Genomic DNA, 22536 nt, shown 5'->3' with positions numbered 1-22536 from the left:
TGTAAGCAGCCGGTATTGACCAAGGGAAGTTGTGAAAATGTCTGAGTCCAGGATTGTCAGGGCGGGTGTGGTCGGCGCCGGCGTGTTCGGTGGTTTCCATGCCGGAAAATACGCCGGTGATGCGCGGGCCGAGCTTGTCGGGATCTATGACCCCGATCTCGAGCGGGCCAGTGCCCTGGCCGCCAAACACGGCGCCAAGGGGTTCGACACCCTCGCAGCCCTGATTGCCGAATGCGAGGCGCTGACCGTCGCCAGCCCCGCCATCCATCATTTCGAGGCCGCTGCGGCCAGCCTGGCCTCGGGGCGGCATGTCCTGGTCGAGAAGCCGATTGCTTCTTCGGTTGAGGAAGCGCGTGAACTGATCGCGCTCGCCGCCGCCCATGGCTGCGTGTTGCAGGTCGGTCACCAGGAGCGTTTCGTCTTCAATGCGATGGGCCTGTTCCAGGTGCCGGTGGCGCCCAAACGTATCGTCGCGCGCCGTATGGGCCCGCCCTCGGACCGCAATCTCGATGTCTCGGTGACGCTCGATCTGATGATCCATGACCTCGATCTGGCCATCGCCCTGGCCGGCGCCGCCGTGACCAAGGTCGACGGCCAGGTCGACAAGGGCCGCTTTGGCTATCCCGATATCGCCGAAGCCGTGCTGACCTTCGAGAATGGCTGCGTCGCCGAACTCAGCGCCAGCCGGGTGCATCATGAGCGCGATCGCAAGATGCGCGTCGAATATGCGGACGGTGTGGTCGATGTCGATTTCATTGCCAAGACGTTTGAGAATACAACGCCCTACACGCTCAATCCCGGCTTTGCCGATACCGAAATGGCGCGCGATTCGCTCGGCGCCAATGTGAAGGCCTTCCTCGCCTCGGTGCTCGATGGCGCCCCGGTGGCCGTGCCCGGTATTGCCGGGTTGCGGGCACTGGATGCGGCGCGGGCCGTCGACGGAGCGCGGCTCTACGGCTCGTGACAGGCTTGCCGGAAACAGATTAGCGGGATAGATCGCGGCTCATGACCCAGACAGTGAAAATCCTTTCCGCCCAGCTCAATCCGGTGGTCGGCGATGTCGCGGGCAATCTCGCCCGGGCCCGTGCGGCCCATGCCGAGGCGGCGGCGCGCGGTGCCGATCTGATTGTCTTTCCGGAGCTGTTCCTGATCGGCTATCCGCCCGAGGACCTGGTGCTCAAGCCGGCCGCCGTTGAGGCCTGCCAGCGCGCTCTCGACACGCTGGCGCAGGAGACCCGCAACGGTCCCGCCATCATTATCGGCCTGCCCTGGCGCCAGGGTGCGTTGTTGCACAATGCCGTTGCCCTGCTCGATGAGGGCCGGCTGTTCGCCCTGCGCTTCAAGCATGATCTGCCCAATTACTCCGTCTTCGACGAAAAGCGCGTGTTCGAGCGCGGACCGATGCCGGAAATCGTCAAATGGCGCGGCATCCGGCTCGGCCTGCCGATCTGCGAGGACATCTGGTATGTCGCCGTGCCCGACAAGCTGATCGCCCAGGGTGCCGAGATGATGATCTCGATCAATGGCTCGCCTTGGCGCCGTTCGGTCGAACGTGAGCGCGAGACGGCCTTCGCCCGCTGGTATGATCGCTGGAACGGCGCGAAGGCGCTGGTCTTCGTCAACCAGGTTGGCGGCCAGGATGAGCTCGTCTTCGATGGCGCCAGCTTCTCGCGCGACAGCGCAGGCACCGAATGCCAGCGCCTGCCGGACTTCGAGGAAAGCATGGACCTTGCGGTCTGGACGCTGGATGACAGCGGCTGGCATTGCGAGGGGGCACAGCAGGCCGGGACCGTCGCCGGGCTGGAGGCCGACTGGCGCGCCCTGTGCCGCGGGCTGGGCGATTATGTCAGCAAGAACGGTTTTCCCGGTGTCGTGCTCGGCATGTCGGGCGGCATCGACAGCGCCATCAGCGCCGCCATCGCCGTCGACGCGCTGGGGGCCGACAAGGTCTGGGCCGTGATGCTGCCCTCGCAATATACCAGCGAAGAGAGCCTGGAAGACGCGAAGGATTGCGCCGAGCGCCTCGGCATCCGCTATGACATCATTGATGTCGAGCCGGCGATTGCCAGTTTCGGCCAGATCCTCGCCCCGGCCTTTCGCGGCAGCAAGATCGATGCGACCGAGGAGAATATCCAGTCGCGCGCCCGCGGCGTCGTGCTGATGGCGCTGTCCAACAAGTTCGGACCCATGGTGCTGTCGACCGGGAACAAGTCGGAAATGGCCGTCGGCTATGCCACCCTCTATGGCGACATGAATGGCGGCTATAACGCGCTCAAGGATATCTACAAGACGGAAGTCTACGAGCTGGCCCGCTGGCGCAACGAGATCCGCGAGCCGGTCGGCCACGGCCCCGTTGGCGAGGTCATCACCCGCCGCATCATCACCAAGGCGCCGAGCGCCGAGCTGCGCCCCGACCAGACCGACCAGGACAGCCTGCCGCCCTATGACGTGCTCGATGCCATTCTCTATGGCCTGATCGAGGACGAGAAGGCGCCGCGCGATCTCGTCGCCGAGGGTTATGACGCCGCCACCGTCCGCCGGGTGGAGAACCTGCTCTACCGCGCCGAATACAAGCGCCGCCAGGCCCCGCCCGGGGTCAAGATCGGCCCCAAGAATTTCGGCCGCGACCGGCGTTATCCGATGACCAACCGCTTCCGCGCGGATTAGGGATGCACCAAAATCTCCACGCGGCTGGCCGCTGGAGGTTTGAGAGGTTTCCCACCAGGGTGGGAGGGTGTGGGACGCCTTCGAATGCCGAACTGGCGCCAGTATTATTTTGTTGGGTGTGACAATCGAAGCCGTCCCACACGTGCAGATTTCCCGTGGCGTCTCCACCGCCGTTTCCAATCCAGAAAGGTATTCAGGTCGGTCGTTTAGTGCCGTCAGACCTTCTGGACGCCCTGCCGGAGTTCGGGCCGTCACCCCTCTACCCGGACAGGCTGCACGCTTCCATGTCGCCGCGATTGACTGAGCTCACGCCTCCCGTGCGACCGGAACGAGGTGATTATGCGCGCAGGTTGGTGGGGTGGGGATAACTTCCCTCAAAAATCGTCATCCCGGCGCAGGCCGGGACCCAGTCTCGTAGAGCGAGGCGGACGGAAAACTGGCGCTAAATCAATTGAGTGTCGGTGTGTGAATCTGGGTCCCGGCCTGCGCTGGGATGACGCTGATTTATGGCTCTGGTGCTGGACAAGGACGCCATTGCGCCTGCCACCGCACCAAAAACCCAAATCTCGTTGTCATCCCCGGAATATTTTGTTGGACGGTCCGGGCTCGCGCGGCATGATCGGGCGTCATGCAGGGGGGGCAGGAATGTTTATCAGTTTCGACAAGGGACGGCGGGCGCGGGCGGTTCTGGCCTGGGTTCTGGCCTGTATCGTCGCGGGGTTGTTGCTGAGTGCGCCGCTGGCGGTTCCGATCATCGTCGGGGATGGAACGGCCTATGACGGCGAGAATGGGCTTGCGAGCCTGGTGGTGCTGCTCGCCGCGATCATCTACACGCTGGCGCTGACCGCCATCCCGGCCGTCATACTGGTGCATCTGGTGCGATTATTCCGTTGGCGACGCGGGATCGCCGATGCGGCGGTGCCGGCGGGTATTTTCCTCGGATTCTCGGCCTTGCTGATGTCCCCCGAGGGCGACCAGTCGATCAGCGGGCTGCCATTCCTGCTGGCGGCTGTCGCCGCCATCGCCGGCTTCGCCTACTGGCACTTCGCGGGGAGGCCGCGCCCCCCATATTGACACCCCCAAACTAGCTGATCTGGAAGCGCCGTCTCAGGGTCAACAGGAAAAGGAAGACCAGCGGCAAGGCGAGGATGCGATGGACCAGGCGGGCGAGGGCGAAGAGATAGGGGTGGAGGCCCGGCGCCTCCTCGCTCGCGCCTTCGCCGGACAGGGCGCGGGCCCAGGGGTGGTGGCGATTGGGATCGATCAGGGGGATGGCGGTAATCTCGATGGAGTAGACGATGGGGCCGGGCTGGAACACGCGGCTGGCGATATAGCCCGTCTGCCGGGCGAGGACCGCTCGGGTGTGCCGCGTGGCGAGCCGGTCCTGCGATGAGGCGACCGGCCAGGGCGCTGGCTCGGCGCCGGCTGGCGTCGGGGCGGTCAGGTTGAGCGCGATATAGACCGCTGCCATCACAGCCGAGAGCCGCACCAGCCACCAGAAGGGCCGCGTCAGGCTCTGACCGTAATCGGACATCGCGCCGTATAGCGCCGCAAAGCGCTTTTCCCAGACGCGTACATCGCTGTCAGTGCGGGCCTGACGGGCTTTCAGCTCAAGGGCGAAGAAGCGTTGCTCCTCGGTGCGCGCGCCGATGCCGGCGGTGAGTTGCTTCAGCGTGCGATAGGCGGATTCGAAGCGGGCGGCTTGGTGGTTAGTGTCGATGAACTGTTGAATGGCTGTTTGGTAGTGTTTTTCAGCGAGCCTACGGACGTTCTCTGGCAGGATTTTGGCGTTGGCCTGCGACTGCAATTTCACCAAAATGTCCGCGAGTGTCGGGGGAGCGATATCCCGGTCGCTATCATATTTGAATCGAGCCTCAGCCAGATCGACCCCTTCGTGCATGCTGACACCGTGGAGCTCGACACGGTCGAAGAACTGGGTACTGGCGAGACGGGGGGCTTGCGAGAAACGTCGGTCTGCGAACTTTACCGGCCCAAAACAGTAAGCGGCGCCGAGATCGAATCCCCGAAACCCGCCCATTGCCATTTGGGCTTCGGGCGTCGTTAAGTGCAATGTAAAATCCGGCACCGACGAGATCTTGCCGCGCTGGATCATTCTTCTGGATGGTTGCGATGCAATCTTTCCGGCGCTCTGTGGACCTTGGCGACCACGCGTGAAGTCGAGGTCACACAGAGCGAGTATCCCTTTGAAATTCTCGTCTCCGCCGGAGAATTGCGCGCTGTGGAAGTTGGCATTGCCGCCGGAGAATATCGCACTCTGGAAATTGACGTTTCCACCAGAGAATTCTGCGCTTTTGAAATTGGCGTCGCCGCCAGCAAATAGCGCTTCCTTGAAATTCGCACAGCCATCAGAAAAAATTGCGTTCTCGAACCCTGCAGACCCGCCGAAGAATTGCGCGCTTTCGAAATCGGCGCCGCCCCCGGAAAATTGCACGTCTTTGAAGTCAACGTCACCACCTGAGAAGTACGCGTTCCGAAAATTTGCGCTTCCGCCAGAGAAGTTGACGCTTTTGAACCCGACAGGTCCTTCGGAGAACCTTGCGTTTTCGAAACTGGCGGATCCGCCGGAAAACTGTGCCCCCTCGAATCCAACATAGCCGCCGATGAAGCGTGAGGACTTGAAGTCTGTATTTCCACCAGAGAATTTGGTGTTGTAAAAGTAGGTGTATGCGCCGGAAAATAGCGCGTGACTGAAGTCCGCATTACCGCCTGAAAATTGCGCGCTGCTAAAGGAGGTGCTGCCTATGAACGCGCACCCACGAAATTCGGTGGCCGACTCGAAGCTCAGAGCGTGTGCAATGCATTCGCGTAGAATAATCGCGCCGTTGGCGACCAAATGTAGACTTATGTTTGCCCGCCTATCCGATGAAGCGGGGCGAGGTATCGGAAAATCGCGCAATACTGTGCCCTGCAGCTGAGCGCGTCGGTCCGGCCCGTTGAAGCGGCCGGCCTTATTGATTTCTGTTTTGCCTGCCTCGGATATTCGGCGCCGAGCTTCGGCTTCTAGCTGGCCCCAGTCTTCCGCGGCTAGATCGGTTTTCCACGTACCGCTTCCGTCTGAATAATGCAGAGGCAAGTGGAGGGCATGAAAGGTAGGCTGTCCTTCACACCGGATGAGGGGCAAAGCGTCATCCTCGCGCATATGGTTGCGAGCGGAATCCCAGCGATAGTAATCTTGGAGCGTCGCTGCGCGTGACCCCTGTGGTGCATTATCCGTTTCGACAACCTGGTCGTCAGGCGTCACCGCCCAGCCTATCCATGGCATCTCCGGTGACTGTCTATCATCCAGCCTCGCCAACCCCTCCCAGGAAAAATCCTCAGCTCGCCATTTCGCCCACCATGCACTCTTTTGGTCTTCATTTTCGGCATCTCTGACTGTACGTTCAGACACACAAATCTCCCCTCGCGCCTTGCGAGCGATTAAACTCCAGATGAGCCGCAAAAGCGAGTGTCTGCGCCCCTTACCCGGCAAAGTGGCGCGCATATCCGCAACATCCGACACCCCCGCTTGCCCGAACCCCGCGACAGCGTTAAGCCACCGCCTCCACTCCTTGCAGGCGTTTTCCCATGACCAAAGTCCGTTTTGCCCCGAGCCCGACCGGCAAGCTTCATGTCGGCAATGTTCGCACCGCGATCTTCAACTATCTGTTCGCCAGGAAGGCGGGCGGGGCCTTCCTGTTGCGGATCGACGATACCGATACCGAGCGCTCGACCAAGGCCTATGAGGATGGCATCCGTGAGGATCTGACCTGGCTGGGGATTTCCTGGGACGAGACGTTCAAACAGTCGGAGCGCTTTGATCTCTATGAGGCGGCTGCGGCGAAGCTGCGCGCCGACGGGCTGCTCTATCCCTGCTATGAGACGGGCGAGGAGCTGGACCGTAAACGCAAGCTGCAGATGAAAAACGGCCGTCCGCCGGTCTATGACCGTGCGGCGCTGGAACTGACCGATGCCGAGAAAGCCGCCTTCGAGGCGGAAGGGCGCAAGCCGCACTGGCGTTTCAAACTGTCGGGCAATCCGGTGGTCTGGGAGGATATGGTGCGCGGCCATGTCTCGATCGAGACGACCTCGCTGTCCGACCCGATCCTGATCCGCGAGGATGGCAGCTATCTCTACACCCTGCCGAGCGTCGTTGACGATATCGATGCCAAGATCACCCACATCATCCGCGGCGAGGATCACACCACCAATTCCGGCGCCCAGATCGAGATATTCGAGGCGCTGGGCGGCAAACCGCCCATGTTCGGCCACCAGGCCCTGCTGGTCGGCGCTGATGGCGGCAAACTGTCGAAACGGATCGGCTCGCTGGGTATCTCTGATATCCGCGATGTCGAGGGCTTCGAGCCGATGGCGGTGATCTCGCTGCTGGCCCGGCTGGGCACGTCGGACGCCGTTGACGCGTTCGAGACGGTCGAGGCCTTGCTGGACGATTTTGACCTGGGCAAGCTGTCGCGCTCGCCGGCCCGCTTCGATCCGGAAGACCTCAAGCGCATCAATGCCAAATTGCTGCACGCCAAGCCCTATGCCGAAGTGAAGGACCGCCTCGCGGCGATGGGTGCCGATGGCGGCGAAGCCTTCTGGAATGGGGTGCGCTCCAATCTGGAACGCCTGTCCGACGCCAAGGCGCTGGCCGCCCTGGTCTCCGGACCGGTGACGCCGGTAATTGCCGACGAGGATGCCGAGTTCGCTGTGACGGCGGCCGAAATGCTGCCGGCCGGCGATCTGGAGGGCGACAGCTGGGGCGCCTGGACGACGGCGCTGAAGGAAGCGACCGGCCGCAAGGGCAAGGGGCTGTTCATGCCGCTGCGCCTGGCCCTGACGGGCGAGGCCCACGGACCGGAGATGGCGGTCATGCTGCCGCTGATCGGACGCGATCGGGCGATCGCCCGGCTGAAGGGCGAAACCGCCTAGGGCGGGGCTGGAATTTCCCCGCCACAGCAAGGCATTGTCAAACCCCGCACTTCGGTGCGGGGTTTTTCTTTGACAGGTTCTCTCGGCAATATGTAAGGCTTGCTTGACAATCGAGCTCGATAGGTCAGGTTATCATTACATTTTGTCATGAATGCCTGATGGAGAGTGAAATGCGAATTCAACTGTGCCAGCCCTGGACACCGCTGCGCTGGCTTGTCACCGCGATTGCGCTGGCCGCCTGTATCGCCGCCAATTCCGACGCCCAGACGCGCTTCGCGGTCGAACGATCCGGTGCGCCCGGCGCGCCGGCCCTGTTGTTGATCCCCGGCCTGGCCACGCCCGGCGAAGTCTGGGCCGGGACGATTGCCGAACTCGGCGCTTCCGCAGACATCTACACGCTGACCGCTGCCGGTTTCGGTGATGTGCCGGCGGCTGGAGAGGGGGCCTTCCTGGAGCCGCTCGTCGCGGAACTGGCGGATTATCTCGACACCCATCATCTCGAGAGCCTGACGATTGTGGGGCATTCGATGGGCGGGCAGGTCGCACTTCAGCTCGCCGCCGCGCGCCCTGAGCGCATCGACCGGGTCGTGATCGTCGACAGTGCGCCCTTTTTCATGCGTCTGTTCAATCCGGCCGCAACGGCGGAACAGGCGGCGCAATACGGGCCGATGATGGCGGCCCAGCTCGCCGCCATGCCGCGTGAGCAATATCTCGAAATGAGCCGTCAGGGGCTGGCGATCCAGTCGATCACCCCTGAAGGTCAGGCCCGCGTGATGGGCTGGATGGAAAACGCCGACCAGGCCACAGTCGCTCGTGCAATGGGTGAGATTGCCGGGAGCGATTTCAGCCCGGTGCTGATGGATGTGCGCGCCGAAGCGACAGTGCTGGTTGCCTGGTCGGATGCGGCCCCGGTGCCGGCCGAACAATTGCGTGCGATGTATGAGGCTCAGTATGCCGGCCTGCCGGGTACGCAGGTGCAAATCATCCCCGACTCGCGGCATTTCATCATGCTCGATCAGCCCGCAGCCTTCCTCGACGCCTTGCGCGCCGTCCTGCCGGCCGCGAACTAGGAGGCGATCATGAACCTGAACCGACTGAAATCGCACAAATTCCGCGCCGGCGCGCTGGTCGTCGTCGGCGCGCTGATTGCCATCATTGCCGCCAGCTCGGCAGCGCGGCATCCGGACGCTGCGCCGGTCGAGCCGACCGCTGCCGCATCAACCGGGCAGGGAGACTGACATGGAACCCGCTGTTCGCCGCTATCTCATCCATTTCGGAGGCGCAATGCTGGGCTATATGGCCTTGCTGTTTGCCTCGGTTTACGTGCTCAGCCACCATCAAATGGCGCCGGTCTGGCGCGGCTCGCTGGCCTTTCTGCCGGTCCTGCCCGGGCTCTATGGCCTGCATGCGGTGATGGTCTTCTACCGGTCGCGCGACGAGTTCAAACGCCGCATCATCTCCGAATCCATGCTCATCTCGGCCCTGCTGACGGGCTTTGCATGCTTCGCCTACGGTTTCATCGAGGGCGCGGTGGATCTGCCGCAGATCTCGCTGATCTGGGTCCTGCCGGTGATGGTCGGCCTGTCGGGCCTGATCGCCTGTATCCTGCGGTGGCACTACCGATGAAAAATCGTCTCCGGGTCCTGCGCGCCGAGCGGCGCTGGAGCCAGGCCGAGCTGGCCGAGCGCGTCGGTGTCTCGCGCCAGGCGATCAATGCGGTCGAGACCGGCAAGCATGATCCCTCGCTCACCCTGGCCTTTGCCCTGGCGGGGGCTTTCGCACTGCGGATCGAGGAGGTGTTTGATCCCGTCGGCGAGGCCGATTAAAGTCCGGCCGCGTCCAGTGTCGTCATGATATGGCGCACGGCGCTGTCGGCATCATCGTCGAGCCGGACGTGGTCGGCGAGGGATTGCGGTGTGAAACCCTCGCGGACCGTGTGGTCGATCAGGGCCATGAAAGGGTCCCAGAAACCGTCGACATTGAGGAAGAACACCGGCTTGTCATGCAGGTCGAGCTGTTGGCGCGAAACGACGTCGAAGACTTCCTCCAGCGTGCCGGTGCCGCCGGGCAGGATGATGAAAGCGTCGGATTCCTCGATCAATTCCATCTTGCGTTCCGACATCGTCTCGACGATGCGGATTTCGACGCCGTCGAGATGGCCCTCGCGCGCAATCAGGAAGCCGGGAATGATGCCCAGCACCGTGCCGTGTTCGGCTGCAGCGGTCGAGGCGGCCACCCCCATCAGTCCGACATCGCCGCCGCCATAGACCAGACGCGCCCCGGCGCGGGCAATGGCGCGGCCGACCGCTTCGGCGGCGTCCTGATAGCTTTCGCGTTCACCGAGACGTGAACCGCAAAAGACACCAATCGACCTTAGTTTCGCCATCGAAGCATCGCCCTTGTTTGATTTCCTCATTGGTGATGGTATTCGCCTTGGCCCGGCGGCGCGAGGATTGCATCAGGTGTTTTCATGATCGATAGCAGCATTCGCCCGGACCAGTTTGAAACAGGAGAGCGGCCATGACCGCAACGCGGTCGTTCATCATTGCTGCGGCACTGGCTGCGCTGGCAATTGCTGCCGCGCTGGCCTTCATTCTGTACAGGCCTGCGCTGAGCGGTCCCGAACAATCGCCAGCCGGACCTGCCGACAGTGCAGTGGCCACCGGCAATGCCACCGTGACCGGCAGTGACGCCGTCAGCATGCTGGCCCCGCCCGTCTTCGATATCGTGCGCGTGGCGCCCTCCGGTACGGCGGTCATCGCCGGACGGGGCGAACCGGACGCGGCGATCATCGTGCTGGCCAATGGCGAGGAGATTGCCCGCGAAACGGTCAATGATCGAGGCGAATGGGTGATCATCCTTAACGAACCGCTGCCCTCCGGCGCGATCGAGCTGGGCCTGGTGATGCGGGCCGTCGATGGCCGCGAGCTGAGCTCCGAGCAGGTGGTACTGGTGTCAATTCCCGAAGCGCGCGGTGCCACGCCGCTGGTCGTCGTCGGACGCCCCGGCGAGGCAAGCCGTGTCTGGCAGTGCCCGTCCTGTGCCGATTCGGAAATGGGCAGCCTGGTGCTCGAGACCGTCGATTATGACGAGACCGGTGCGGTGATCTTTGCCGGCCGCGCCGAGGCCGGCTCGACCGTGCGGATTTTTGCCAATGGCGCCATGGTCGGTTCGGTGACTGCCGGACCGGATGGCCGCTGGACCCTGCAGGCCGGCGCGCTTTTGCCGCCGGGCCGCTATGACCTCCAGGTCGATCAGCTCGACAGCGATGGTCAGGTCACCGCCGTGATCGCTTTGCCGTTTGAACGCGTCGCCGCCGAGGACCTCAATCTCGGTCCGAATTCGGTCGTGGTGCAGCCGGGCAATTCGCTGTGGCGGCTGGCGCGCCAGCTCTATGGCCGCGGCGTGCAATACACCGTGATCTACGAGGCCAATCGCAGCCAGATCCGCGATCCCGACCTGATCTATCCCGGCCAGGTGCTCAGCGCGCCGACCGATGACGAGCCCGGCCCGGACTGATCACCGCTGCTCTGCGTGACGGATGGCGCAAGTGAGGCACTGGCGCTGGAGGCGCACGCGCCCTATCTGTGGGTGCGATGCGACCCTCAAACCCTGATCCCACCGACGAATCCACAAAAGCCACCGAAGCCGGGCTCGGCCCGGCCATGGGGCGGTTGTTCGGCCTGCTGGCTTCGCCGGAGATGGCGCGCTGGCGCGTGCGAATGGTGGCGGCGCTGGTCCTGACCGTGGTTGCCAAACTGTTCGCGGTTTCGGCCCCGGTTTTCTTTGGTGACGGGATCAATGCCATTGCGGCGCATGCCGCCAGTCCCGATCCGGCGCCCGCGGCGGTGAATACGGCTGCCAGTGGCGCCATCGAGGCCTTTGTCATCGCCTTTATCGCCTACGCGGCGGCGCGTTTCCTCTCGGTCGGCGCGCCGCAATTGCGCGATGCGATGTTTGCCCCCGTCAGCCAGGACGCCCAGCGCCTGACTTCGGTGAAGGCCTTTGGTCATGTCCAGGGGCTGTCGATCGGTTTCCACCAGATGAAGCGCACCGGCGCGCTCAACCGCATCATTGATCGCGGCGCCCGCGCCGTCGATTTCCTGATGCGTTTCCTGATTTTCAACATCGCGCCGACCCTGCTCGAACTGGTGCTCGCGGCCGGCGTGCTCAGCGTGAATTATGGCTGGGAATTTGCCGTCATCGCCACTGCGACGGTCGGCGTCTACATGGCGATGACCTGGTCGGTGACCGACTGGCGGGTCAAGATCCGGCGCGACATGAATAATGCCGACAACGAGGCCAATGCCCGCGCCGTCGACAGCCTGATCAATTTCGAGACCGTCAAGGCCTTCGCCGCCGAACAGCGCGAGACCGAGGCCTATGACAGCGTCATGCAGCGCTATGCGACGGCCGCAGCGAAGTCGCAATCCTCGCTCGCCGTGCTCAATGGCGGCCAGGCGCTGGTGATGAATGCCGGCCTGCTGGCAATGGCGCTGATGGCGGGCTGGAAAGCCTGGAATGGTGTGTTGCAGCCGGGCGATGTTGCGGCGGTGACGCTGATCCTGATGAATATCTATCAGCCGCTGAATATCCTTGGCTGGGCCTATCGCGAGATCAAGCAGAGCGCCGTCGATATGGAACGCCTGTTCGACACCCTGGCGCTGAAACCCGATGTCGCCGATGCGGCTGATGCGGCACCGCTGGCGCTGAAGGGCGGGGCGGTGAGTTTCGATGCCGTCAGCTTCGCGCATGATGGCCGTGTGCGCTCGGTTGACGGCGTCAGCCTCGATGTGGCGCCGGGCAGCTTTGTCGGCCTGTGTGGCCCCTCGGGCGCTGGCAAGTCGACGATCCTGCGGCTGTTGTTCCGTTTCTATGATCCCGAGGCCGGCCGGGTGATGATTGATCGCCAGGATCTGCGGCATGTGACCCAGTCGAGCCTGCGCGATGCGCTCGGCCTGGTGCCGCAGGACGTGGTGTTGTTCAACGACACGCTGCGCGCCAATGTGATTTATGGCCGCCCCGGGGCCAGCGAAGCGGAGGTCCTCGACGCGCTCGAGCGGGCGCAGCTGGGTAATTTCGTGCGCCAGCTGCCCGACGGGCTGGAGACGCGCGTCGGCGAGCGCGGCCTGAAACTCTCCGGTGGCGAGAAACAGCGGGTCGGCGTCGCGCGCGCGATCCTGAAGAACCCGGCCGTGCTGGTGCTCGACGAAGCCACCTCTGCCCTCGACAGCGAGACGGAAAAAGAGGTGCAGGCAGCCCTGGCCGAAGCGGCGAGGGGGCGCACCACGATCGCCGTCGCCCACCGCCTCTCGACCATCGCCAATGCCGACCGGATCTATGTGATGGAGGCCGGCGCGATTGCCGAGGCCGGCACCCATGCCGAGCTGCTGGCCCGCGACGGGCTCTATGCCCGGATGTGGAAGCGTCAGAGCGAGGCCGGCGACCCGGCGATGGCGATCGACGCGCTTTGATACTTTATTCACGTCCCGGTCAGATCCGGTCTTTGCCGCATCCTGTGGTCGTGCCAAGCTCGACGCCGGTTCCAGAGGAGTGGCGTTGTGCGAGTTGGTGAGTTCCTGGCCAGTTATCCCGGAGATAGCGGCCGTGTGTTTGAGTGGATCGAACTTCGCCGTCAGGGCGATGTCTGGATGGGCCAGGTCACGGGGCTGGGTGCGGAGGGTGCGACCACGCATCTGCGCAGCCGCAGCGGCAATGACGATGGCTTCATCGCCGAACTGGGCGCGACGGGCGCTGCAACGGCGATTCTCGATCTGAAGATTGTCGAGCGCGGCGAGGGCGAAATGGTCCTGTCCGGACGCCGTGTTCAAACCGGTTCCAGCAGCGAGGACGGGGCAATGGCGGCCTTCATGGCTGAATATGATGCCCGCGTCGAGATCCGGACCAGTGCGATCCACGGCCATGGCGTCTTCGCCCGGCGCGATCTGGCGGCCGGCGCGGTGATCACGGTGATTCGCGGCGAGATGACGCGCGTGCAGACGCCGCATTCGGCGCGCATTACCGATGATGTCCACTGCGAGCCGACCGGCTATCTGCGCTATATCAACCATTGCTGCGATGCCAACAGCGTCATTGATGCCAGCGATCCGGCGCGGCCATTGCTGCGCGCGCGCCGGGCCATCGCGGCGGGCGAGGAAATCAATTTCGATTATATCGAGAATGAGGGCGAGATCGTCGGCGGCTTTGCCTGCAATTGCGGCGCGGCGACCCATCATATCTGAGGCTGGCAGCAATCGCGCTGGCCCGCTGGGCTGAAATCCCGTTCAATCGCCGCAGCTGGCGAGAGGGAGTTTGACTTGGCCGAGGATCGCAAACGGATCGGATTGATCGGGCTGGGCGCTTTCGGGCGCTTTGCGGCCGGACATCTGGCAGCGCATTTCGACATTCTTGGCCATGATCCCGATGCGCCGCCGGTGGCGGGGATAGAGCGGGTCAGCCTGGAAGAGGCGGCGGTCTGTCCGGTCGTGGTGCTGGCGGTGCCGGTACAGGCGCTGGCGCAGACCTGCGTCGCGATCGCGCCCGACCTGCCCGCGGGCGCGCTGGTGCTCGATGTCGCCTCGGTCAAGGTCGAGCCGATGCGGGTGATGCGCGCGACACTGCCCGGCCATGTCCGCATCATCGGCACGCATCCGCTGTTCGGACCGCAGAGTGCGGCGAACGGGCTGGCGGGCCAGTCGATCGTGATCTGTCCGGATGCCGGTATCGATGCCAGCGGCGTGGCGGCGCTGTGCGAGCAGCTGGGGCTGGATGTGCATCTGTCCGATGCCGACACGCATGACCGGGCGATGGCCGATGTGCAGGCGCTGACGCATCTGGTCTCGCGCGTGATCGCCGAACTCGATATCCCGCCGCCGCCCTATACGACGCGAAGCTATGATCTTCTGCGCCAGGCGACCGATCTGGTGCGCAATGACAGTGACGAATTGTTCCAGGCGATCGAGCAGCTCAACCCCTATGCCGCCGCGCTGCGCAAGCGCTTCTTCGAAGCGGCGCGCGCGTTCGACGGGCGGCTGGAGGCGCGGACGAAGACGTGAAGGGGATAATTCGCTTGCGAGAGTGGCTCCCCGGGCCGGACTCGAACCAGCGACAAAGCGGTTAACAGCCGCTTGCTCTACCAACTGAGCTACCGGGGAACATCTCTCTCGCAAGCGAGACGGCGCGTATATCAGAGCTTTTGCGGCGGTGGCAAGCGCGTTGCTGCCAGAGTTCTGCATTTGCGCTGCTATCTGCAGGCAAAAAAAATCGGGAGCCGCATGGGCTCCCGAAAAGGCATTGGGTGGATGGTGGGGTGTCTTCACGGGAAGACAGGTGCAGAATCGTCCGCAAGCCCTTAAAGACCGGTTAATTTCGGCGATGAATTTTCTCATTTGGTTTAGTGTGATTGCTGAAAGCCTAATCGATACATGGAAATATGGGGTGCTGCGTTAGGGTGAGATTATCCATGGCCCGGCCGGGTTTTCCGGCGCCTCCAGGCCTGTAGACTGTGTCGGTGGTACGAATCACCCGGAGAATCCCATGCGCGAACACCAGACTTTCGAATCATTCTGGCCCTTTTACCTGCGCGAGCACGCGCGTCCGGCGACGCGCCACTGGCATTTTGTCGGCTCGACCCTGGCGATTCTCGTTCTGCTGGCGGCGCTGCTGACGCAGAGCTGGTGGGGGCTGCTGGCTGTGCCGCTGGCGGGATATTTCTTCGCCTGGGTCAGCCATGCCTTCGTCGAGCGCAACAAGCCGGCCACCTTCACCTATCCGCTGTGGTCGCTGATCGGCGATTACCGGATGTATGGGATGTTCCTGACCGGCCGGCTCGATGACGAGCTGGTGCGGGCCGGGGTGATCAGCGAGGCCGGCCTGGCCGAAACCGAGCGCTGAACCCGGCGCGCGCTGGCACCGGCCGCTGACAATGCGGCGCGATGAGCAGTTCAAGGTCTGGGCAGTTGAAGGTTTTGAGGGAAGCTTGGAGGCACCGCCCGGAATCGAACCGGGGTGGACGGATTTGCAATCCGCTGCGTAACCACTCCGCCACGGTGCCAGCTTCAATTGCGAGCTATAACCGTGCCGCGCGCCGGGGGCAATCGGCGAGGGCATGGCGGGCTGAAACTTGTCAGTTGCACCGGGATGTGACGCGCACGCAGCACAGTGCTTGCCCGCCTTGGCCGCAGCAGGATATATCAGCGCCAGCACCGGCGTGAGGCCGGACCCAGGCAGGGAGAGAGCCGTGAACGAATTTGACCAGGCCCGCAAACAGATGGTGGATTGCCAGATTCGCCCGGCCGACGTCACGGATCGCCGTCTGATCGCGGCGTTCATGGCTGTACCCCGCCATCTCTTCACACCGCGCGCCCGTCTCGCCTCGGCCTATGCCGACACCGAAGTCGCCACCGGTGACAAGCGCACGATGATGCGCCCGCGCGATCTGGCCAAGCTGATCCAGGCTGCGGAAATCCAGCCCGGTGAACTGGTGCTCGATATTGCCTGTGGCCGCGGCTATTCGACCGCGATCCTGTCGCACATGGCCGGGACCGTGGTCGGGCTCGACAATGATGAGGACGGGCTGTCGCGGGCCAGCGGCCTGCTGGCCGATATTGGTGCCGACAATGCTGTCGTCATCGCCGGCGATCCCAAGCTCGGTGTCCCGGCCCAGGGGCCGTTTGATGTGATCTTCGTCAATGGCTCGGTCAGCGCGGTGCCGCAGGCCTGGCTCGACCAGCTCGCGCCGGGCGGGCGTCTGGTGACGATCCTGCGCAAGGGCCCGGTGGGCAAGGCCACGGTCTTTACCCGCTCGGCTGCCGGCATTGGCGAACGCGTTATCTTTGATGCGACGGCCAAATTGCTGCCCGGCTTCGAGCCCGAGCCCGGCTTCGCCTTCTAGCGCGCTGCAAGCTGTTGCATTCGAGCGACGGAATCCCCGGCGCCGGCCGTTAAATGCAGTCATGGGGCCGGGATTACGGAAGTATAATCGTGAACGCTGTTCAATTGTAACGTGGCCATGCCTATATGGCTGCGACAAGAGTGGTACTGGCCTCTCGTTCATGAGGCGCTATGATGACGGCGCCCAAGTCATATTGGCTTGCTGCCGGTAAAGGGATTTGCAGATGACGCGTTTGAAATTGTTGGCAATGGCCGCGACGGGCTGTGTATCGCTTCTGGCGATGGGCGCTGCGGCGCAGGCGCAGAGCCTCGAGGAAAGTCTCGCCCTGGCCTATAACTCCAACCCGACCTTGCAGGCCGAGCGTGCGCGCTTGCGTGCCACCGACGAGGGCCGGGTCCAGGCGCGCGCCGGATACCTGCCTCAGGTCTCGGCTTCGGCGACGGTCAGTTCGCAGCACAGCGAATCGCAGAGCACATTTGTCATCGGCGGTGTCGCGACTTCGAGCGGCAGCACCGAGACGAATTCCACACCCAAGACCTATTCCCTGTCGGCCAGCCAGTCGATCTATAGCGGTGGGTATAATGGCGGCGCGGTCGACCAGGCGACGGCCCTGATCTATGCCGGCCGTGAATCGCTGCGCTCGGTTGAACAGACCGTGCTGGTCGATGCCATTACCGCCTTTATGGATGTCCGCCGCGATGCCGAGGTCGTGAATATCCGCCGCAGCAATGCCGATGTGCTGGCCCAGCACCTCCAGGCGGCGCGCGACCGGTTTGAAGTCGGTGAGATCACCCGCACGGATGTCGCCCAGGCCGAGGCGCGCCTGTCCGGCGCCCAGGCCGAGCTGTCCGCTGCCCAGGCGCAGCTGGCGACGAGCCGCGCGGCCTATGAGCGCGTCACCGGCCAGCCGCCGGCAACGCTGCAGGATCCGCCGGCCTTGCCTGACCTGCCCGACAATCTCGCCGACGCGGCGGAGACCGCCTTTCGCTTCAGCCCGGAACTGCTTGCGGCTCAATATGGCGAGCAGGCCGCCAGTCACGCCATCCGCATGGCCCGCAGCTCGTTGCGGCCGCAGGTGTCGCTGACGGCGACGGCATCCGGTTCGCGCGACAGTTCCTATACCGGCGATCAGCGCGATTCGACGCAGATTCTCGGCCAGGTCTCGGTGCCGCTTTTCACCGGTGGGTTGAATCGTTCGCGCGTTCGCGCCGCCATTGCCCAGGAAGAACAGACCCGGCAGCAATCCCTGCTGGCCCGGCGTCAGGTGACCGAGGGTGTCACCAATACCTGGAACGCCTACATCACCTCCCAGGCGGTGATTGAATCGAGCCGCCAGGCGGTCCGGGCCAATGAAATCGCGCTCGACGGTGTCGAGCAGGAGGCCTATGTCGGCTTGCGTACCACGCTTGATGTGCTTGATGCGGAACAGGAATTGCTGGCCTCCCGGCTGACCTTGGTGACGGCGGAGCGCGACTCCTATGTCGCCGGCTATCGCCTGTTGCAGGCGATGGGGCTGCTGTCAGCCGAACGCATGGGGCTGAACGTTGAAGTCTATGACGTGGCAGGCGAGCCCGATCGTTTCTCACTCCCTAACTTTGATTTAACACCCTGGAATTAACCTCGATAAAGATTCTTGGGCTGGACAGGCGGGGCTGCGCCCGGTTTATTCGCCTGATACGAGAAACGACCGGTTAGGGACGTGCGCGACCATGGCAGAGCAAGCCGCCGACAACGAACCATCCATGGAGGAGATTCTCTCCTCCATCCGACGGATCATCAATGAAGACGACGCCCCGGCCGAGGCCGAGGCCGAGCCCGTCGCTCCGGCGCCGGAAGCCGAGCCCGAAACCGCCGATCAGAATGCGATCGACGACATTTTCGGCGATGCCGGCGACGGCGATGACGCCGGCGATGTGCTCGAGCTGACCGACCGGATCGATGAGCCCGAGGGCGGCACCGACCCGATCGTCGGCGATGACGACCTGATGATCGTCGATCGCGATGATGATCTCGATATTGTTGCCGTCGAGGAACCCGAACCGGCGCCCGCGCCGGCGCCTGAACCGGAACCTGTCATGGATCTGGAGTCGGTCGAGTCCGATATCGAGGACGCCCTGATGAGCGAACCGGCCGCTTCCGCGGCGATGGGCGCTTTTCACACCCTGGCCGACACGATCCGCATTTCCGACGAGGAAGGCCGTACGCTGGAAGGCGTGGTTCGCGCGCTTCTGCGTCCGATGCTCAAGGAATGGCTCGACACCAACCTGCCCGGCATTGTCGACGAAAAGGTCCAGGCCGAGATCGACCGGGTGGCGCGCCGCCGCCGCTAACTGCACGGGGCAGGGCAGAATTCATCAAAGGGCATCGACTGAATAGTCGGTGCCCTTTATTCATGCGCCCATCATGATGGAAAAAACATTCGACCCCCGCGAAGCCGAAACCCGTCTCTATCAGAGCTGGGAATCATCCGGTGCCTTCAAGCCGAAGGAGGATCCCGAGGCGGATCCCTTCTGCATTGTCATCCCGCCACCGAATGTGACGGGCCGTCTGCATATCGGCCACGCGCTCAACAATACGCTGCAGGACGTGCTGATCCGCTATAAGCGCATGCTCGGCGACAGCGTGTTGTGGCAGCCGGGCACCGACCATGCCGGCATTGCGACGCAGATGGTGGTCGAGCGCCAGCTCGCCGCCGAAGGCAATGTCTCGCGCCGCGATCTCGGCCGCGAAGCCTTCGTCGAACGGGTCTGGGCCTGGAAAGAGGAAAGCGGCGGCGAGATCATGGGGCAATTGCGCCGTCTCGGTGCGTCCTGCGACTGGAGCCGCGAGCGCTTCACCCTCGATGACGGCCTGTCGGCCGCGGTGCAGAAAGTCTTCATCGAGCTGCACCAGCAAGGCCTGATCTATCGCGACAAGCGGCTGGTGAACTGGGATCCGCATTTCCAGACCGCGATTTCCGACCTCGAAGTCGAGAACCGCGAAAGCCAGGGCCATTTCTGGCATTTCGCCTATCCGCTGGCCGATGGTTCCGGCGAGCTGGTCGTCGCGACCACACGCCCGGAAACCGTGCTCGGCGATGCCGCCGTGGCCGTGCATCCCGATGATGAGCGCTACCGGCATCTGATCGGCAAGATGATCCGCCTGCCGATCGCCAATGTCGAAATTCCCATCGTCGCCGATGAGCATGCCGACCCGGAGCAGGGCACGGGCTGTGTGAAGATCACGCCGGCGCATGACTTCAACGATTTCGAGGTCGGCAAACGCCACGACCTGCCCAAGATCAATCTGCTCGACCGCGAAGCGCGCTTCCTGACCGAGGATGACGGCACCGGCGGTCTTGAACGCATTCCCGCCGAATGGCGCGGTCTCGACCGCTTCGAAGTGCGCAAACTGCTGGTCGCCCGCATGGACGAGCTCGGCCTGCTGCGCGGCGTCGAGGACAAGCTGGTGATGCAGCCCTTCGGCGACCGCTCCAATGTCGTGATCGAGCCCTGGCTGACGGACCAGTGGTATGTCGATGCCGCGACGCTGGCGAAAGACGCCATCACTGCCGTCGAGGACGGGCGCACCACTTTCCATCCGAAGAATTGGGAAAAGACCTATTTCGAATGGATGCGCAACATCCAGCCCTGGTGCGTCTCGCGCCAGCTCTGGTGGGGGCATCGCATTCCAGCCTGGTATGATGAGGATGGCGGCGTCTATGTCGCCAAGGACGAAGCGGCAGCGCTGGAACAGGCGCGCGCCAAGCATGGACGCGACGTCGCGCTGACCCAGGACGAGGACGTGCTCGACACCTGGTTCTCGTCTGCCCTGTGGCCGTTCTCGACGCTGGGTTGGCCGGAAAACACCGCCGAACTGGCGCGCTTCTATCCGACCTCGGTTCTGATCACCGCCTTCGACATCATCTTCTTCTGGGTTGCCCGCATGATGATGCAGGGCCTGCATTTCATGGGCGAGGTGCCGTTCAAGGACGTCTATATCCACGCCCTGGTCCGCGACGAGCACGGCCAGAAAATGTCGAAATCCAAGGGCAATGTCATCGATCCGCTCGAGCTGATCGACGAATACGGTGCCGATGCCGTGCGTTTCACCCTGGCCGCCCAGGCCGGGCAGGGCCGCGATATCCGCATGTCCAAGGATCGCGTCGAGGGTTATCGCAATTTCACCACCAAGCTGTGGAATGCGGCCCGCTTCTGCGAGATGAATGAGTGCAAGCCCGACACCGCTTTTGATCCGAAATCGGTCAAACAGACGGTCAATCGCTGGATATTGTCGGAGTGCGAGCAGACGGTGAAAGCCGTCAATGCCGGGCTCGACAATTTCCGCTTCAACGAAGCGGCTGCGGCGGCCTATCGCTTCGTGTGGAATGTGTTCTGCGACTGGCATCTTGAACTCGCCAAGCCGCTCTTCATGGGTGATGACGAGACCGCCAAGGCAGAGACGCGGGCGACGACCGCCTTCGTGCTCGACCAGGCGCTGAAAATTCTCCACCCCTTCATGCCCTTCGTCACCGAAGAACTCTGGGCCCAGACCGGCACGCGCGACACCCAGCTGATCACCGCCGCCTGGCCGCAGCTGGACGGGCTGGTTGATGCCGACGCCCAGGCCGAGATGGACTGGCTGATCGGTCTGGTCACGGATCTGCGCCGTCTGCGCGCCGAGATGAATATCCCGCCGGGTGCCCAGCTCGATGTCGCCGTGATCGGGGCGTCTGCCGAGACGAGTGCACGGCTGGAACGCCAGGACACGCTGATCAGGCGCATGGCGCGTCTGGCCAGCATTGCCCCGTCGGATGCCGCACCGCAGGCCTCGGCCCAGACCGTGGTCGGCGAGGCGACCTATGCCCTGCTGCTCGCGGGCGTGATCGATTTCGACGCCGAGCGTGGCCGCATCGGCAAGGAGATCGCCAAGCTCGATGGCGAGATCAAGCGGCTGGAAGGCAAGCTCGGCAATGAGCGTTTCATCGCCAATGCGCCGGAAGCCCTGGTCGCCGAACAGCGCGAGAAACTGGCTGACTATGCGACGCAACGCGTCAAGATGGTCGAGGCACTGGAGCGGCTCGCCGCGATGTAGACAGGGGGAGTGGGGGCATGAACGAGGAATTTCAGGGGCTCTGGCGCGAGACGCTGGAGCCGTGGCTGGCGTCGCTCGAGGCGGAACGCAAGACCAGTGTGTCGCGTTTCATCGCCTGGACGGGCGGCATGGCCCTGATTGGCCTGGCCGCCGGGGTGTATTTCTATACCCGTGAACCGGAATTCATGTTCCCGGTGATCGGGGCCTTCTTCGGTGTCGTGGCCGGCATGCTGATCGGTAGCCGGCGGATGGAACGCCTGCGCAAATCGATCAAGGCCGAGCTCAACACCAAGATCGCCGAGGTCTGCCAGCTCAGCTATGCGCTCAAGCCCGCCGCGCCGGCCCGCTTCGAGACCTTCCGCGCCTTTGGCCTCTTGCCCTCCTATACCCGCTGCAATTTCGAGGATCATTTCTCGGGTGAGCGGCTGGGCTGTGATTTCGAACTCTATGAAGCGCATCTCGAGCAGAGGCGGCGCTCGGGCAAGTCGACCCATTGGGTCACGGTTTTTCGCGGCGTTTTGATCCGTGTCAATTTCCCGCGCAAGGTCGAGGGCGTCACCGTGATCACGCGCGATGCCGGCATTTTCAACGGGCTGGCGGCCCTGGGCCGCTCCTTCGGTTCGAAGAAGCTGGAACGTATCGCCCTGGTCGATCCGGAATTCGAAAAGGCCTTCGAGGTCTATGGCACCGACCAGGTGCTGGCGCGCTACATGCTCGACCCGGCCTTCATGGAACGCCTGGTGCGGCTGGAAAAGGCGCTGAAGGGCAAGAATGTCCGCGCCGCCTTCGACGAGCATAGCGGTGAGGGCGAATTGCTGATCGCCGCCGAGACCGGCAATCAGTTCGAGGCCGGCTCGATGTTCAAACCGCTGGCCGACGAGGCCCGCATCAAGACCATCATCGATGACCTCACCCGGGTGATCGGCATCATCGAAGACCTGGTCAAGGCGCCCGAGCTGGGCGAGGGCGGCTGA

20 protein-coding genes and 2 tRNA genes are annotated in these 22536 nt (G+C 63.5%); 18 read left to right on the top strand and 4 right to left on the bottom strand.

Annotation, left to right across the window (positions count from 1 at the left end; all coding sequences use genetic code 11):
• Positions 1-37 precede the first annotated feature (37 nt).
• The 3 genes from ACN0YL_RS11175 to ACN0YL_RS11165 all read left to right on the top strand — a co-directional run bounded on the left by ACN0YL_RS11175 (position 38) and on the right by ACN0YL_RS11165 (position 3741).
• Complete coding sequence (locus ACN0YL_RS11175) at positions 38-964, top strand: Gfo/Idh/MocA family protein (protein ID WP_417498027.1); 927 nt, start codon at positions 38-40, stop codon at positions 962-964.
• A gap of 41 nt (positions 965-1005) precedes the next feature.
• Positions 1006-2667, top strand: coding sequence for an NAD+ synthase (locus ACN0YL_RS11170; RefSeq protein WP_417498026.1), 1662 nt, complete (start codon positions 1006-1008; stop codon positions 2665-2667).
• 645 nt (positions 2668-3312) lie between these two features.
• Positions 3313-3741, top strand: coding sequence for a hypothetical protein (locus tag ACN0YL_RS11165; protein ID WP_417498025.1), 429 nt, complete (start codon positions 3313-3315; stop codon positions 3739-3741).
• A gap of 10 nt (positions 3742-3751) precedes the next feature.
• Here the strand turns inward: ACN0YL_RS11165 and ACN0YL_RS11160 are convergent, their stop codons facing one another.
• Positions 3752-6076: a pentapeptide repeat-containing protein gene (locus ACN0YL_RS11160; protein ID WP_417498024.1), complete on the bottom strand. Its 2325-nt coding sequence runs from the start codon at positions 6074-6076 to the stop codon at positions 3752-3754.
• A 176-nt stretch (positions 6077-6252) separates the two neighbouring features.
• Between ACN0YL_RS11160 and gltX the strand changes: the two genes are divergently transcribed.
• The 5 genes from gltX (at position 6253) to ACN0YL_RS11135 (ending at position 9422) form a co-directional block, all read left to right on the top strand.
• The gene (gene gltX / locus ACN0YL_RS11155) at positions 6253-7596 is read left to right on the top strand and encodes a glutamate--tRNA ligase (RefSeq protein WP_417498023.1); all 1344 of its coding nucleotides are present in this window, start codon (positions 6253-6255) and stop codon (positions 7594-7596) included.
• A gap of 170 nt (positions 7597-7766) precedes the next feature.
• The gene (locus ACN0YL_RS11150) at positions 7767-8666 is read left to right on the top strand and encodes an alpha/beta fold hydrolase (RefSeq protein ID WP_417498022.1); all 900 of its coding nucleotides are present in this window, start codon (positions 7767-7769) and stop codon (positions 8664-8666) included.
• Positions 8667-8675: 9 nt separating this feature from the next.
• Positions 8676-8834, top strand: coding sequence for a hypothetical protein (locus ACN0YL_RS11145; RefSeq protein WP_417491463.1), 159 nt, complete (start codon positions 8676-8678; stop codon positions 8832-8834).
• Between the two features lies 1 nt (position 8835).
• Positions 8836-9222, top strand: a complete 387-nt coding sequence (locus ACN0YL_RS11140; RefSeq protein ID WP_417498021.1) for a hypothetical protein — start codon at positions 8836-8838, stop codon at positions 9220-9222.
• Positions 9219-9422 carry a helix-turn-helix transcriptional regulator gene (locus tag ACN0YL_RS11135; RefSeq protein WP_417498020.1) on the top strand — a complete coding sequence of 68 codons (204 nt, stop codon included), beginning with the start codon at positions 9219-9221 and terminating at the stop codon, positions 9420-9422. Before ACN0YL_RS11140 ends, ACN0YL_RS11135 begins: the two co-directional genes overlap by 4 nt.
• Here the strand turns inward: ACN0YL_RS11135 and ACN0YL_RS11130 are convergent.
• On the bottom strand, positions 9419-9982 hold the full coding sequence (locus ACN0YL_RS11130; RefSeq protein WP_417498019.1) for a TIGR00730 family Rossman fold protein: 564 nt from the start codon (positions 9980-9982) through the stop codon (positions 9419-9421). The two genes, ACN0YL_RS11135 and ACN0YL_RS11130, sit on opposite strands and share 4 nt — an antisense overlap.
• Positions 9983-10116: 134 nt before the next feature.
• On the opposite strand from ACN0YL_RS11130, the gene ACN0YL_RS11125 reads away from it, so the two are divergent.
• The 4 genes from ACN0YL_RS11125 (at position 10117) to ACN0YL_RS11110 (ending at position 14651) form a co-directional block, all read left to right on the top strand.
• Positions 10117-11115, top strand: coding sequence for a LysM peptidoglycan-binding domain-containing protein (locus tag ACN0YL_RS11125; protein WP_417491466.1), 999 nt, complete (start codon positions 10117-10119; stop codon positions 11113-11115).
• Positions 11116-11261: 146 nt separating this feature from the next.
• Positions 11262-13070, top strand: coding sequence for an ABCB family ABC transporter ATP-binding protein/permease (locus tag ACN0YL_RS11120; RefSeq protein WP_417491467.1), 1809 nt, complete (start codon positions 11262-11264; stop codon positions 13068-13070).
• Positions 13071-13157: 87 nt separating this feature from the next.
• Positions 13158-13838: an SET domain-containing protein gene (locus tag ACN0YL_RS11115; protein WP_417491468.1), complete on the top strand. Its 681-nt coding sequence runs from the start codon at positions 13158-13160 to the stop codon at positions 13836-13838.
• Between the two features lie 75 nt (positions 13839-13913).
• Positions 13914-14651: a prephenate dehydrogenase/arogenate dehydrogenase family protein gene (locus ACN0YL_RS11110; RefSeq protein ID WP_417491469.1), complete on the top strand. Its 738-nt coding sequence runs from the start codon at positions 13914-13916 to the stop codon at positions 14649-14651.
• Between the two features lie 23 nt (positions 14652-14674).
• Here ACN0YL_RS11110 and ACN0YL_RS11105 read toward each other — a convergent pair.
• A tRNA-Asn gene (locus ACN0YL_RS11105) sits at positions 14675-14750 on the bottom strand.
• A gap of 382 nt (positions 14751-15132) precedes the next feature.
• On the opposite strand from ACN0YL_RS11105, the gene ACN0YL_RS11100 reads away from it, so the two are divergent.
• Positions 15133-15489 carry an Mpo1-like protein gene (locus ACN0YL_RS11100; RefSeq protein ID WP_417491470.1) on the top strand — a complete coding sequence of 119 codons (357 nt, stop codon included), beginning with the start codon at positions 15133-15135 and terminating at the stop codon, positions 15487-15489.
• An 86-nt stretch (positions 15490-15575) separates the two neighbouring features.
• Here the strand turns inward: ACN0YL_RS11100 and ACN0YL_RS11095 are convergent.
• A tRNA-Cys gene (locus ACN0YL_RS11095) sits at positions 15576-15649 on the bottom strand.
• 186 nt (positions 15650-15835) lie between these two features.
• On the opposite strand from ACN0YL_RS11095, the gene ACN0YL_RS11090 reads away from it, so the two are divergent.
• From ACN0YL_RS11090 to ACN0YL_RS11070, 5 genes are all read left to right on the top strand, one after another.
• Complete coding sequence (locus tag ACN0YL_RS11090) at positions 15836-16489, top strand: protein-L-isoaspartate O-methyltransferase family protein (RefSeq protein ID WP_417491471.1); 654 nt, start codon at positions 15836-15838, stop codon at positions 16487-16489.
• A 223-nt stretch (positions 16490-16712) separates the two neighbouring features.
• On the top strand, positions 16713-18107 hold the full coding sequence (locus ACN0YL_RS11085; protein ID WP_417468960.1) for a TolC family outer membrane protein: 1395 nt from the start codon (positions 16713-16715) through the stop codon (positions 18105-18107).
• A 91-nt stretch (positions 18108-18198) separates the two neighbouring features.
• Positions 18199-18819, top strand: coding sequence for a DUF2497 domain-containing protein (locus ACN0YL_RS11080; RefSeq protein ID WP_417498018.1), 621 nt, complete (start codon positions 18199-18201; stop codon positions 18817-18819).
• A gap of 73 nt (positions 18820-18892) precedes the next feature.
• Complete coding sequence (locus ACN0YL_RS11075) at positions 18893-21562, top strand: valine--tRNA ligase (protein WP_417498017.1); 2670 nt, start codon at positions 18893-18895, stop codon at positions 21560-21562.
• Between the two features lie 17 nt (positions 21563-21579).
• Positions 21580-22536: a DUF3137 domain-containing protein gene (locus ACN0YL_RS11070; protein ID WP_417498016.1), complete on the top strand. Its 957-nt coding sequence runs from the start codon at positions 21580-21582 to the stop codon at positions 22534-22536.

The sequence above is a fragment of the Maricaulis sp. genome (genome assembly GCF_048269565.1).
Lineage (GTDB): Bacteria > Pseudomonadota > Alphaproteobacteria > Caulobacterales > Maricaulaceae > Maricaulis.
The sequence above is the reverse complement of the archived record's forward strand: the minus strand, read 5'-3'. Positions and strand labels throughout refer to the sequence as shown.